A 13,963-nucleotide genomic window follows, 5' to 3' on the forward strand; every position below is an offset into this window, starting at 1 on the left:
CCGAGCGAGCCAGCGGGCGTGAAGGCATGCGGCGCTGTGAAGCCACTGGATGATTTTGCGCGCAAAAGCGATTTCGATTTGCCGCTACTTGCAGTAGGTTCCGGCAAAACCGAAGCAAGGATATGCATGATGGCACACATCACCTCCGTACTTGAACGCGCAGACGCCAACCTGCCTGACAGCCTCGACCGGCTGTTCGATCTCGTTCGGATCAAGTCGATCTCGACCGACCCGGCCTTCAAGGCCGAATGCCGCAAGGCAGCCGAATGGCTGGTGGCGGAACTCAACACCCTCGGCTTTGCCGCGTCGGTGCGCGACACGCCCGGTCATCCGATGGTCGTCGCCCATCACGACGGCGCGAGGCCCGATGCGCCGCACGTCCTCTTCTACGGTCACTACGACGTCCAGCCGGTCGACCCGCTGAACCTCTGGGACACCGATCCCTTCGAGCCCGGCATCAAGGAAATCGAGCCCGGTCGCAAGGTGATCACCGGCCGCGGCACGGCCGACGACAAGGGTCAGCTTTTGACGTTCGTCGAGGCGGTTCGCGCCTACAAGGACGTTCATGGCGCCCTGCCCTGCCGCGTCACCATTCTCTTCGAAGGCGAAGAGGAATCCGGCTCGCCGTCGCTGAAGCCCTTCCTCGAAGCCAATGCCGCTGAGCTTAAGGCCGACTATGCGCTGGTCTGCGACACCAGCATGTGGGACCGGGACACGCCCGCGATCTCTGCCGGCCTGCGTGGCCTCGTCGGTGAGGAAGTCATCATCAAGGCTGCCGACCGTGACCTGCATTCGGGTTACTTCGGTGGTGCCGCCGCAAACCCGATCCGTATCCTGACGACCATTCTCGCCGGCCTCCACGACGAAAACAGCCGCGTGACGCTCCCCGGCTTCTACGACGGCGTCGAAGAAACCCCGGCCCAGATCAAGGCCGCCTGGGAGACGCTCGGTCAAACGGCGGAAAAATTCCTTGGCGAAATCGGCCTGTCGATCCCGTCGGGCGAAAAGAACCGCTCGGTGCTGGAACTGACCTGGGCGCGCCCGACCGCCGAAGTCAACGGCATCACCGGCGGCTATACCGGCGAAGGCTTCAAGACGGTGATTGCGGCGGAGGCTTCCGCGAAGGTGTCCTTCCGGCTCGTCGGCAACCAGAACCCGGAAAAGATCCGCGAGGCCTTCCGCGCCTATGTCCGCTCCAAGGTGCCGGCGGATTGCTCGGTGGAGTTCCATGCTCACGGCGGCTCTCCGGCCATCCACCTGCCCTACGAATCGCCGCTGCTCAACACGGCGAAGACGGCACTTTCCGACGAATGGCCGAAGCCCGCCGTCATCATCGGCATGGGTGGATCGATCCCGATCGTCGGCGATTTCCAGAAGATGCTCGGCATGGAATCGCTGCTCGTCGGCTTCGGTCTCTCCGACGACCGCATCCACTCGCCGAACGAAAAATACGAGCTGCAGTCCTATCACAAGGGCATCCGCTCCTGGATCCGCATCCTGGACGCGCTTGCGGCCTGAGGCGGTCAGAGCGGGATGAGAGAAAGTGTGGGCGGTTTTCCGCTCACCTCCCGCTCAACTCGACAAGCCGCGGCGGAACGCTCCGCTGCGGCCCTTCGACCACGGCGGCACCGCCGCCAAAGATGCAACCCTTTCGCGCATCAGGTCTGCCGGTACGTGCGCCTTGTGGCCCGGTCGGTGCCAAGCCGGCGGTTTACCGTTTCCCCTTCACCGTTTCCCGGCCGTTTCTCGACCCTGGAATGACCTTCAATCCTTGACCTCCGGGGTCTCAGGTGCTTCCTTTTTGTGAAACACATCACAAAGGGAAATCGGATCGTTGGCAAGGGTAAGGACCGAAGCGGCGCGCTGCGGGCGTGACGCTATGACAAGGCGGTTTGGCAGAAAGGGCTTCTTCGCTCTGGGAACCTCAAGGGCGGCAGCAACCAAGCTGTCCGCCGAGCGCCGCGTCCTCCCCCTCACGTCGATCGCGATGCCGGCATGAAGAGGCTGCAGACCTATTTCTGGCCTGTCGTCGGGCTTCTGGCGATCCTCTTTTCGGTAAACGCGCTCTATCATGAGCTTCGCGGCCTGTCGCTCGACGAGTTCCTCGCGAGCTTCAATGCGATTTCGCTCGAAAGCTGGCTGCTTGCGATTGGCTCGACGCTGGTCGCCTATGCAGCGCTTGCCGCCTATGACCGGCTGGCGCTCGACCATCTTGGCCACCGCATCTCGCTGTGGTTCATCACGCTCTGCTCGTTCACCACCTACGCGCTTTCGCACAATCTCGGCGCCTCGGTCTTTTCCGGCGCGGTCGTGCGTTACCGCGCCTACCGATCCAAGGGGTTGTCGCCGGGCGAAGTCGGCGTGCTCGTCGCCTTCTGCTCCTTTACCTTCACGCTCGGCACGCTTGTGCTTTCGGCCGTCGTGCTGCTGGTGCGGCCCGACATCATCGAGCGCTTCGCGGAATTCCTGCCGGTGGAAATGTCGCTGACGACGGGTGTGCTCATCCTCATCGTCATCGGGCTTTACGTCATCGGCAGTCTCGTCGGCCTTCCCTCGTTCCGCACGCGCTGGTTCCAGCTTCACTACCCGAAGCCGAAGATCGTGTTCCGGCAATTGGTGATCGCGCCAGTGGAACTGATCGGCGCCGCCGGGATCATCTATTTCGCGCTGCCGGAAGCCGGAAATCCGGGCTACATCGTCATCCTCGGGATTTTCCTCGCCTCCTTTTCAGCCGCCCTTCTTTCGCATGCACCTGGCGGGCTTGGCGTGCTCGAACTGATCTTCATCGCCGCATTGCCGGAAATGGACCCGGCCGCCGTTCTTGCGGCACTTGCGATTTTCCGGCTGCTCTACCTGATCATTCCCTTCATCCTGGCGCTGGTAGTGATCCTCGTCTTCGAACGGGCGCGCTTCGTCGCGCAGCGACATCACCCCGGCGGAACTGATCTTCATTAAGAAGGCGGCTCAGCGATCTTGCGCAATCAGGGTGCGTTGCAGACGCCGGGCACCGCCTGCTCGAGCGGTCCCTTCACTTCCCGAAGCCGCGCGGCTTCGATCTGGTAGGGCGTAAACGGCGGTACCTGCAAGGACGGATTGATGATGCGCGCGACGTAGCAACCGGCGAAGAACCGAACCCGCGATCGTTTCTCGACGGACTTCACCGCGACCGGGACAGCCGCATAGATGCTGCCGGCGCCAGCCTCCGTCCTGACCTTGCCGATCTTCACCTCGACGGAGACGGTGCGCGCATAGCCACGGGTGAAGGTCTGGAAACCGCCGACCGGTTTCGATTCACCGAAGTAGCCATAGGCGCGGGCAAATTCCTTGCGATTGATGGCGTTGTAAAGCGAGCGAACGAGGGCAGCGCCATCGGAGCGGTCGTCGATATAGCCGACGCTGTCCTGTGCCACGGCACCGCTGTTCAGCGCTGCGAAGGCGCTGAGCGCGATGACGGTGGATCGTAGCTTCATGCGGCCCTCCTTCGCGTCGGCTCGCACCCGAGCACAACAATAAGGCGAAGCCATAGCAGGATTCGCGGAAATATCGTCGATCGGAGGTCAGGCGGGCGGCAAGCCGGCCCGGCGGCGGGCGACGACGCGCTCGCGCCACACGGTGAAGATACCGGCGGCGACCACCAGCACGGAGCCTGCGATCATGTTGACCGTCAGCGTCTCGCTGAAGAGCGTCACGCCCATGATCGAAGCGAAGACGAGCTGCAGATAGGTCAGCGGCTGGACGGCCACCGCATCGAGGACCTCGTAGGCACGAATGAGGAAGTAATGGCTGGAGGAGCCGGTGATGCAGAGCAGCAGCATCCAGCCCCAATCTGCGGGCGAAAGCGTGACCCAGAAGAAAGGGCCGACCAGACTGATCGCCGCGGCACCGACGACGCCGGTGTAAAAGAAACTGGTCATCGCCGAATCCTGCCGGCTGACGAGCCGCGTGACGATGACGTAGAGCGCAAACAGGAGGGCCGCTCCGAGTGGCAGCAGGAAGGTTTGCTCGAACGCGCCTTCGGCAGGCTTCAGGATGAGAAGCACGCCGCCGAGGCCAACCGAGATCGCCAGCCAACGCCGCCAGCCGACCCGCTCGCCCAGCAACGGCATCGAAAGCAGCGCTACGAACAAAGGCGTCGCCGCAAGGATCGCCTGCGAATGGGCAAGCCCCACCCATGTAAACGAGGTGATGACCATGACGATCTGGGTCGGCAGCAACACGCCACGCAAAATCTGAAGCCATGGTCTCTTGGTTGTCGCCGTGACTTTCAGGCCTTCCTTGGTGCGCGCGGCAAGCGCGATCGCAAAGAGCGCGAAGGCCCAGTACCGAATCATCGCCACGAAGACCGGCGGATAGATTGCGCCCAGATGCTTGGAGATGCCGTCCTGGATCGAGAAAATCACGATCGCCAGAAGTATGAAAACGTAACCGTTTGCTTTTGAAGGCTTGAAAGCTTGGGAAGCCGTGGACGTCATGGCACGCCGATACCTGCATGAACCTGCCGCACCGCCGGTCGCGCGCGACGAACGCCACTTACATGGAAACACGGGCGCATTCGAGACATGAAAAGAGCCCCGTGTGGGAGGAGGTACACGGGGCTCTCGAACTTGATCGATGACTGGGAGGAGGAGTGCCATCGACCCGCATCGGGCGCCGCGGGAGGAGGTGCAGCGCTTCGATAAGTCATATAATAATTATGCGTCGCAGCAATTTCAAGCAATTATTTTGCATTGCACAAAATCGTGAAGTCGCGCGCATCACGTCGCTGTAACCACATGGAAACCACAACTCTTGATGGCGTTTTGCTTTTCTTCACCGTTCCAAATATACGACCATTTGTACGCAGACCCAATATTTTCTCCCGATAATTGCAGGCATTTTAAGATGAAATTGTTGCTCCAGATTTCCACGGCAATCATCGTCGTCCTGATCTTCGCCGTATGGCTTGCCAGCCTGCGCCTCGTCGTGCTGCCGCCTGGCTCCTTCAAGCTGAGGGCGATGACCGCACTCGTCTATCAGGGGCACGGTTATCGCCTGATCGACAGCCCGCTTGCCATGTGCGGCCGGCAGGTCTACCCGACCGACGACTGCGAACAGGTCGCCATGAACCACCTGGCCAACCGGGTTCTGCTGCGGCTGCCCTACAGCCAATGGCTCTACGACTTCACCGAACCTTCCGCGCTGCGCCCCACGGCTTCCGTTGAAGATACGCCGTTGCGCAATTCCGTTCAGTAGAACATTGGCCGTTGCGAGCCGAGAGGGGGGAGCGGGAGGTCCGCTGCGGTCAAGGTTTTGAACCGTCAGGCTTTTTCACAGCGACTTTCTTAACTCCCCCTTAAATTGCCGCATTTAAAGTTCACCGGGTCGCCGTGGCGGATGGGCGCAAAGCGCCATGCCCGCCTTCGAGATCGAATTCACCGTAGCGGTCGGGCGCTTGGCCATCCGCAGAGGGATAATCCAAACGGCATGGCACCAAACGGCAGGTCAGGACAGCGGATCGAGCCCTCGTTCGGTAGAGACGAGGACGATGATGATGATTTCCGCGTCGAGGCCAGCGATCGCGTGACAGCCAGCCGCAAGGCAGCGCCTCGCGGCAAGCCCCCGGGCAAAAGCAAAAAGAAGACGGCGACCGGCAAGCGCGGTGGCAGCCGACGCGGCGGCGGTGGCGGCTTCATCGGCCTTGTCCGCACTCTGTTTTACTGGTGCATCGTGCTCGGCATCTGGGGCGCGATCGGCGTCGGCGGCCTGGTGCTCTATTACGGCGCGCGCATGCCGAGTGCTGAAAGCTGGTCGATCCCCGACCGGCCGCCGAACGTCAAGATCCTGTCGGTCGCAGGCGACATCATCGCCAATCGCGGGACGACCGGCGGCGAAGCGTTGTCGCTCGAAAACATGTCGCCCTACATCCCCCAGGCCGTGATCGCCATCGAGGACCGCCGGTTCTATTCGCATTTCGGCATCGATCCGCTGGGTCTGGCGCGCGCCATGCTGACGAATGTCACCACGGGCCGCATGGTGCAGGGCGGCTCGACGCTGACGCAACAGCTCGCCAAGAACCTGTTCCTGTCGCCGGAGCGCACGCTTGAGCGCAAGGTGCAGGAAGTGCTGCTCGCCTTCTGGCTCGAGCAGAAATATTCCAAGGACCAGATCCTGGCGATGTATCTCAACCGGGTGTTCTTCGGCTCCAACGCCTATGGTGTGGAGGCGGCGTCCCGGCGCTACTTCAACAAGTCGGCGCGCGACGTGAACCTCGGCGAGGCGGCGGTGCTTGCCGGCCTGCTGAAAGCCCCGTCCCGGCTGTCGCCGGCGCGCGACCCCAAGGCAGCGGAAGAACGCGCCCAGATCGTTCTCGGCGCCATGCGCGAGGAAGGCTACGTTACCGACGGCGAAATCAAGACGGCGATGTCGCAGACGCCAACCAAGGCCAAGAGCTACTGGTCCGGCGCCGAGCACTATGTCGCCGACATGGTGATGGATCAGCTTCCCGGCATGATCGGCGAGATCAAGGAAGATCTGATCATCGACACCACCATCGACCTCAACCTTGAGAAGAAGGCCGAAGAGGTGATCAGCGCCACGCTCGACGGCGACGGCAAGAAGCTCGACGCCTCGCAGGCCGCCCTCGTCTCGATCGACGGCACCGGCGCCATCCGGGCGCTGGTCGGTGGCAAGGACTATGCCGAGAGCCAGTTCGACCGTGCCTCCAAGGCGAAGCGTCAACCCGGTTCGGCCTTCAAGCCGTTCGTCTATGCCGCCGCACTCGAAATCGGCCGCACGCCGATGTCGATCCGCAATGACGGACCGGTCCGGATCGGAAACTGGACGCCCGAGAATTACGACCAGAAGTATCGGGGCGAGGTGACGATCGCCGACGCACTTGCCAATTCGCTGAACACCATCGCTGCACAGCTGGTGATGGAGGTGGGCCCTGCGAACGTCGTCAAGGTCGCCCATCGCCTCGGCATCGATTCCGAGATGCAGGCGAATGCCTCGATCGCGCTCGGCACCTCCGAAGTGAGCCTGGTCGAACTGACCTCGGCCTATGCGCCGTTCATGAATGGCGGCTTCAAGGCGACGCCGCACGTCATCCGCCGCATCTCCAAAGCGGATGGTACGGTGCTCTACGAAAACACCTATGACAACCCGCCACGCGTGCTCGATCCGGCTGTTGTCAGCGAGATGAACCAGATGATGGTGCGGGTGCTGACCAAGGGCACCGGCAAGAAGGCGCAGCTCAAGGGCTGGGAGGCGGCCGGCAAGACCGGCACGACGCAGTCTTTCCGTGACGCGCTGTTCGTCGGCTATACCTCGAACCTCACGACCGGCGTCTGGTTCGGCAACGACGACGGCAAGTCGATGAAGAAGGTCACCGGCGGCGGCCTGCCGGCCAAGGCCTGGCACGATTTCATGATGGCCGCCCACGAAGGCCTCTCGCCCTCGCCGCTCTTCGGGACGACGGGCGTGCAACCGGTGTTCGACGAAGGTGTGCAAACGCCGCCCGGCGACATGATGTCCGGCGATCCGGAAGCCTTCCCGGAGGCGCCTGTCGGCGTCGATGGCGCGGTCGCCGTCGGACAACGCCCAATCGACCAGGGGGGCGATCAATGGGGTGGACAGGGCACCGACCAGGGCAATGGCGGGCTGGTGCCACCGGCCGATGTCGGCGAGACGACCGGGGCAACCCGCCGCACGACGCTCTTCGACATTCTGACCGGCGGTTGAGCCGATGCCAGCCGCTTTTTGACGGGAGGACCGCGTTGCGCGCCGCCATCGGCAAGGGGCCAATTCCGGCTAGACAAATCCCGGGCTTGCATTTGCCCCCAAACGCCCCGCAGAATGCCTTGCAGTCCGAAACGCCGGTCCTTATATACGCCGCATCGGCGCAGTCTCAGCTGCGAAGAAATCCAAAGACCATCCCGTTAGGGGCTGTCTCACGAATGCCTGACCGGGTTCCGACAGTCCGCTGCAAGGAGAGAACGACATGGCTAAAGTTATTGGTATTGACCTGGGAACGACCAACTCCTGCGTCGCCGTCATGGACGGAAAAGACGCGAAGGTGATCGAAAATGCCGAGGGCGCGCGCACGACCCCCTCGATGGTGGCATTCAGCGACGACGGCGAACGTCTCGTCGGCCAGCCGGCCAAGCGCCAGGCCGTCACCAATCCGGAAAACACGCTTTTTGCGATCAAGCGCCTGATCGGCCGTACCTTCCAGGACCCGACCACGCAAAAAGACAAGGCCATGGTGCCTTACAAGATCACGAAGGCCGACAATGGCGACGCCTGGGTCGAAGCGCACGGCAAGGATTATTCCCCGTCGCAGATCTCCGCCATGATCCTTCAGAAGATGAAGGAAACGGCCGAATCCTACCTCGGTGAAAAGGTCGAAAAGGCCGTCATCACCGTTCCGGCCTATTTCAACGACGCCCAGCGCCAGGCAACCAAGGATGCCGGCAAGATCGCTGGCCTTGAAGTGCTGCGCATCATCAACGAGCCGACCGCGGCAGCGCTTGCCTATGGCCTCGACAAGAAGGACGGCAAGACGATCGCCGTTTACGACTTGGGCGGCGGTACCTTCGATATCTCGGTTCTGGAAATCGGCGACGGCGTCTTCGAAGTGAAGTCGACCAACGGCGACACCTTCCTTGGCGGTGAAGACTTCGACATGCGTCTTGTCGAATACCTTGCCGGCGAGTTCAAGAAGGAGCAGGGCATCGACCTGAAGAACGACAAGCTCGCGCTTCAGCGCCTGAAGGAAGCCGCTGAAAAGGCCAAGATCGAGCTGTCCTCGTCGCAGCAGACCGAAATCAACCTGCCGTTCATCACGGCTGACGCTTCCGGTCCGAAGCACCTGACGATGAAGCTGTCGCGCGCCAAGTTCGAAAGCCTCGTCGACGACCTGATCCAGCGCACCGTTGCACCGTGCAAGGCCGCCCTCAAGGATGCCGGCGTCTCGGCTGCCGAGATCGACGAAGTCGTTCTCGTCGGCGGCATGAGCCGCATGCCGAAGGTTCAGGAAACCGTAAAGCAGCTGTTCGGCAAGGAGCCGCACAAGGGCGTGAACCCGGATGAAGTGGTTGCCATGGGCGCTGCCATCCAGGCCGGCGTTCTGCAGGGCGACGTCAAGGACGTTCTGCTGCTCGACGTCACCCCGCTGTCGCTCGGCATCGAAACGCTCGGCGGCGTCTTCACCCGCCTGATCGAACGCAACACGACGATCCCGACCAAGAAGTCGCAGACCTTCTCGACCGCCGACGACAACCAGTCGGCCGTGACGATCCGCGTTTCCCAGGGTGAGCGCGAAATGGCCGCCGACAACAAGCTGCTCGGCCAGTTCGACCTCGTCGGCATTCCGCCGGCACCGCGCGGCATGCCGCAGATCGAAGTGACCTTCGACATCGACGCCAACGGCATCGTGCAGGTTTCGGCCAAGGACAAGGGCACCGGCAAGGAGCACCAGATCCGCATTCAGGCATCCGGTGGTCTCTCCGACGCCGACATCGAGAAGATGGTCAAGGATGCCGAAGCCAACGCGGAAGCCGACAAGAAGCGCCGCGAAGGCGTCGAAGCCAAGAACCAGGCCGAAAGCCTGATCCACTCCAGCGAGAAGTCGCTGAAGGATTACGGCGACAAGGTTTCGGAAGCCGACCGCAAGGCGATCTCCGACGCGATTGCCGCGCTGAAGACCGCCGTCGAAGCCTCCGAGCCGGACGCCGAGGACATCAAGGCCAAGACCAACACCCTCATGGAAGTTTCCATGAAGCTTGGCCAGGCGATCTACGAAGCCCAGCAGACGGAAGCCGCGCATGCGGACGCCGCCGCTGATGCAGCGCGCGACGGTGATGTCGTCGATGCCGACTACGAAGAAGTCAACGACGAGGACGACCGCAAGCGTTCGGCCTAATCCGTTCCAACGATCAGTCGAAAAGCCCGGGTTCGCCCGGGCTTTTTTATTGCCTGAAGGGCCCGGCGAACCCGGCGACGACGGCAGCGGCGGCCGTGACCCGCTGCAAACGTTACTTTTCCGACAAAAAACCGCATCTGCCACCGTTCGGGCTATGGTATCCCGCTTCAAGGTTTACTAAATCGGTGGCAAGGTAATCAGGCAGCCGCCGAGCCCCCCGCGCTGGCACGCCTGCCAACAGGACAATCTTCGACGAATGAAACGTGATCTCTACGAAACGCTTGGTGTTGCGAAGAACGCCGACGAAAAGGAGCTGAAGAGCGCCTTCCGCAAGCTCGCGATGAAGTATCATCCGGACAAGAACCCCGGTGACGCAGCCGCGGAGAAGACCTTCAAGGAAATCAACGAAGCCTATGAGATGCTCAAGGACCCGCAGAAGCGCGCGGCCTATGACCGCTACGGTCACGCGGCCTTCGAGCAGGGCGGCATGGGCAACGGCTTCGGCGGCGGTGGCGCCGGCGGCTTCTCAGATATCTTCGAGGACATCTTCGGCGAGATGATGGGTGGCGGGCGCCAGCGGCGGTCGTCGGGCGGCCGCGAACGTGGCGCGGATCTTCGCTACAACATGGAGATCTCGCTCGAGGAAGCGTTTTCCGGCAAGACCGCACAGATCCGGGTCCCGACCTCGATCACCTGCGACGCCTGCAGCGGCTCCGGCGCCAAGCCCGGCACCAGCCCGAAGACCTGCGGCACCTGTCACGGATCGGGCCGTGTGCGTGCCGCGCAAGGGTTCTTCTCGATCGAGCGCACCTGCCCCACCTGCGGCGGGCGCGGCCAGACGATCTCCGATCCCTGCGGCAAGTGCCACGGCCAGGGCCGCGTCACCGAGGAGCGCACGCTTTCGGTCAACATTCCGGCCGGCATCGAGGACGGAACTCGCATTCGCCTTTCGGGCGAGGGTGAAGCGGGACTTCGCGGCGGACCCGCGGGCGACCTTTACATCTTCCTTTCGGTCAGGCCGCATGAGTTCTACCAGCGCGACGGCGCCGATCTCTATTGCAGCGTGCCGATCTCGATGACGACGGCCGCCCTTGGCGGCAAGTTCGACGTGACGACGCTCGATGGCACCAAGTCGCGCGTCACGGTTCCCGAGGGCACCCAGGCCGGCAAGCAGTTCCGCCTCAAAGGCAAGGGCATGCCGGTGCTGCGCTCGGCGCAATCCGGCGACCTCTATATCCAGATTCAGATCGAAACGCCGCAGAAGCTCACCAAGCGCCAGCGCGAGCTGCTGCAGGAATTCGAGCAGATCTCGTCGAAAGACAACAACCCGGAATCGACCGGCTTCTTCGCCCGGATGAAGGATTTCTTCGACACGCTGAGCGACTAAGGCTCCCAGCCATTCGGCTGCTACAGCGCCGCGCGCCGGATACGGTTGCGCGGCGCGCTCGTATCAGGTCACCGCTGCAAGCTGCCAGAGCCCCGCTATGACGAGCGCCACACCGGCGATGCGGGACAGGATCCGGCCACCGGGAACCACTTTCTCCGCGAGTACGAAGATGGCGATGGCGGCGATCCACAACACGTTCATCACTCCGCCGACGAACAGAAGCGCCATCAACGCCCAGCAGCAGCCGACGCAATAGAGGCCGTGTCGCACACCGAGACCAAAGGCGCCGCCCGCTTCCTTGCGAAAGCCGCCATGGTTCTGGATGAAGTGCAATGGCGCCTGGCATTGGCTGAGGCACCGGTCCTTGAGAGGCGTGAACTGGAATAGCCCGACGGCGATCAACACGGCGCCGCTCAAGGCCTGGCTGGCGCTTGAAAGCGTGGGGGTGAGCAGCAGGGCCCGATCGAGCAGCCATTGCCCGAAAACGGCAACGAACGCGAAAAGGGTCCAGGCCAACAGATAGCCGGCGGCAAAGAAACCGGTGGCGGCAAAGGGTTTCCCCTGCTGCTGCGCCTGCCTTCCGACACGGGCATAGAGCAGGATCATCGGGGTTGCCGACGGTACCATCATGCCGACCATCATCACCGCCCACATGACGAAGGCATAGGTGAAAGTCGCCGTGGTCCAGGGACCGGCGGCCGCGGTCATCATCGATGTCATCGAATTTGCTTGTTGCTCCGTGGGCATGTCCATCGGCATGTCCATGGGCATATCCATGTCCATGCCGGAGCCCATGTTGTTCATGTCGCCGGAGGACACAGGTGCGGCGGCCATGTCCATGGCCGAGGCGAGCCACAGGACATAAAGCCAGCTCGCTGCCGTCAGGATGACCAGCGCCGCCGCGACGATGATGCGATCGCGCTTGAGCAGGGTTTCGAGCGCCGTGTCGTTCATCGGCGTCAGTGGATCACGCCGCTTTCAGTCAGGTGCATCCGAGCGAAATGGGCGTGCGAATCCGCAAGCGCCAGCGTCACCGGTCCGGTCGTATCGGCCCATCCCCGCCCGACCTCGCAGAGGTCGTACTCGAAACCGTGCGGAAGATTGATGCGCGCCTGATGGGCTGCACCGGTTACCGGATTGAGGATCGGCTCGCCGCGCGCGTCGATCCAGCCCGGCACCTTCAGCCGCGCCGTGCGCGCGCTGATGTCGACCTCGAAATCGATCTCGGCGAAGACCGGATCGTGCATGGTTTCAAAGGTCGTCGCAAAGACCTGGAAGAATGTGGCACCGGGCTCCGTATCCTCGCCGCTCATGATGCGCAGCAGCGCGCCACGTTGCTCCTCCGAGGCGCGGCTATCGACGATCGGCACCACCTGCCCCCTCCCTTCGTGAATGGCGCCCGGCCAGGCGGCAATCAAGCCGCCACGAAGTCCATCGAGCCGCGTGTCGCCGTGATAACCTTCCTCGATTTCGAAGGCGCCGACGGCACTGCAATGGCCTTGTGTCGGCAGGGCATTGAACTGGCAGGGGCAACCATAGGCGCAATTGCAATGAATGAATTCGCGCCCCTTCATCATCCATCTGACACTCGTCATCGTCTCCTCCGGGATCTGATCGGTGCTCGTCTCGCGGCTACCTGGGAACGGATGCCTTTTATTAGATTGCAAAAATATACTCCTCTCCACCGCCGATGCCAACGGCGGCGGAGAGGACGGGAACGCGACAGCGCCGCAGATCGGCTGGGATCCGCGGCGCTTGGAAGGTGCGAAGGCTTTTGGGATCCCCGGCCGCAATGCGGCTCAGAGCGTCGCCATGCCGCCGTCGACGATCAGCTCGGCACCGACGGTGAAGGTGGCTTCATCGGAAGCAAGGAAGACGACGGCCTTGGCAATTTCACTCGCATCGCCGAAGCGGCCGAGCGGGATCTGCGCGGCGATGGCATCGACCACCTGCTTGTTTTCCTCCGGCGTCGGGGCATGGCCGTCGTGGAGCGGCGTGCGGATCGGGCCGGGGCTGACGGCATTGACGCGGATGCCGCGGCCGATGAGCTCGCCGGAAAGCGTGCGCGCCAGCGACAGCAGCCCCGCCTTGGTCACCGCATAGACGCTCGACGTCGGCATGCCGATATGGGCGTTGATCGAGGTGTTGAGCACGACCGAGGCACGCTTCGAGAACACCGGCAGCAGTGCCTGGATCAGGAAATACGGCCCCTTGACGTTGATCGCGATCGAACGGTCGAAGCTTGCCTCGTCCCATTGCTCGATCGGCTGCAGCTTGGCGATCCCGGCATTGACGAACAGGATATCGAGCGTGCCGAAGGCGGCGCGGACCTTTTCGGCAACCGCTGCCTGGCCTGCGACATTGCCGGCATCGGCCTCGATGATCAAAGCAGCCTCGCCGAGGACCGCGCGGGCTTCAGCGATATTCTTCGGATTGGTGCCGGTGACGGCAACGCGTGCGCCTTCGGCGATAAATTGGCGGGCGGTTTCAAGGCCGATGCCGCTGGTGCCGCCGGTGATGAGTGCGGTCTTGCTCTCTAAACGTGACATGATGAAAATCCTCTTGTTGGGTTGAAGAGGAGCCCGGTTCGATAGGCTGGAACCGCCGTCCTCCGTTGCCCAAACATATGGCGGAAAACGATCGTTCGGATTAGTCTTCCAATCCTGGAACTCGAA

At 62.6% G+C, this 13,963-nt stretch carries 11 protein-coding genes; 6 read left to right on the top strand and 5 right to left on the bottom strand.

Features of this window, described 5'->3' with window-relative positions; genetic code table 11:
• Positions 1–126: 126 nt before the first annotated feature.
• Together BBX50_RS03335 and BBX50_RS03340 are read left to right on the top strand one after the other, a co-directional pair.
• Complete coding sequence (locus BBX50_RS03335; RefSeq protein WP_139108551.1) at positions 127–1,518, top strand: M20/M25/M40 family metallo-hydrolase; 1,392 nt, start codon at positions 127–129, stop codon at positions 1,516–1,518.
• Between the two features lie 477 nt (positions 1,519–1,995).
• Complete coding sequence (locus BBX50_RS03340; RefSeq protein WP_065773907.1) at positions 1,996–2,955, top strand: YbhN family protein; 960 nt, start codon at positions 1,996–1,998, stop codon at positions 2,953–2,955.
• Between the two features lie 26 nt (positions 2,956–2,981).
• Here the strand turns inward: BBX50_RS03340 and BBX50_RS03345 are convergent, their stop codons facing one another.
• Together BBX50_RS03345 and BBX50_RS03350 are read right to left on the bottom strand one after the other, a co-directional pair.
• A complete protein-coding gene (locus BBX50_RS03345; RefSeq protein ID WP_065773908.1) occupies positions 2,982–3,470 on the bottom strand; it encodes a hypothetical protein in 489 nt (162 codons plus the stop codon).
• Positions 3,471–3,557: 87 nt separating this feature from the next.
• Positions 3,558–4,472 (bottom strand): DMT family transporter, encoded by a 915-nt coding sequence (locus tag BBX50_RS03350; RefSeq protein ID WP_065773909.1) that lies wholly within the window; start codon positions 4,470–4,472, stop codon positions 3,558–3,560.
• Between the two features lie 409 nt (positions 4,473–4,881).
• Between BBX50_RS03350 and BBX50_RS03355 the strand changes: the two genes are divergently transcribed.
• The 4 genes from BBX50_RS03355 (at position 4,882) to dnaJ (ending at position 11,288) form a co-directional block, all read left to right on the top strand.
• Positions 4,882–5,232, top strand: a complete 351-nt coding sequence (locus BBX50_RS03355) for a hypothetical protein (RefSeq protein WP_065773910.1) — start codon at positions 4,882–4,884, stop codon at positions 5,230–5,232.
• A gap of 231 nt (positions 5,233–5,463) precedes the next feature.
• Positions 5,464–7,719, top strand: coding sequence for a transglycosylase domain-containing protein (locus BBX50_RS03360; protein WP_065773911.1), 2,256 nt, complete (start codon positions 5,464–5,466; stop codon positions 7,717–7,719).
• A gap of 259 nt (positions 7,720–7,978) precedes the next feature.
• A complete protein-coding gene (gene dnaK / locus BBX50_RS03365) occupies positions 7,979–9,901 on the top strand; it encodes a molecular chaperone DnaK (RefSeq protein WP_065773912.1) in 1,923 nt (640 codons plus the stop codon).
• A gap of 256 nt (positions 9,902–10,157) precedes the next feature.
• Positions 10,158–11,288 carry a molecular chaperone DnaJ gene (gene dnaJ, locus BBX50_RS03370; RefSeq protein WP_065773913.1) on the top strand — a complete coding sequence of 377 codons (1,131 nt, stop codon included), beginning with the start codon at positions 10,158–10,160 and terminating at the stop codon, positions 11,286–11,288.
• A 63-nt stretch (positions 11,289–11,351) separates the two neighbouring features.
• Here dnaJ and BBX50_RS03375 read toward each other — a convergent pair whose 3' ends face one another.
• The 3 genes from BBX50_RS03375 to BBX50_RS03385 form a co-directional block, all read right to left on the bottom strand.
• A complete protein-coding gene (locus BBX50_RS03375) occupies positions 11,352–12,242 on the bottom strand; it encodes a DUF2182 domain-containing protein (RefSeq protein WP_139108553.1) in 891 nt (296 codons plus the stop codon).
• Positions 12,243–12,247: 5 nt separating this feature from the next.
• Positions 12,248–12,883, bottom strand: coding sequence for a DUF1326 domain-containing protein (locus BBX50_RS03380; protein ID WP_065773915.1), 636 nt, complete (start codon positions 12,881–12,883; stop codon positions 12,248–12,250).
• A 204-nt stretch (positions 12,884–13,087) separates the two neighbouring features.
• Positions 13,088–13,837: an SDR family oxidoreductase gene (locus BBX50_RS03385; protein ID WP_065773916.1), complete on the bottom strand. Its 750-nt coding sequence runs from the start codon at positions 13,835–13,837 to the stop codon at positions 13,088–13,090.
• Positions 13,838–13,963 lie beyond the last annotated feature (126 nt).

It is taken from the genome of Ensifer sp. LC11 (genome assembly GCF_001695835.1).
Lineage (GTDB): Bacteria > Pseudomonadota > Alphaproteobacteria > Rhizobiales > Rhizobiaceae > Ensifer.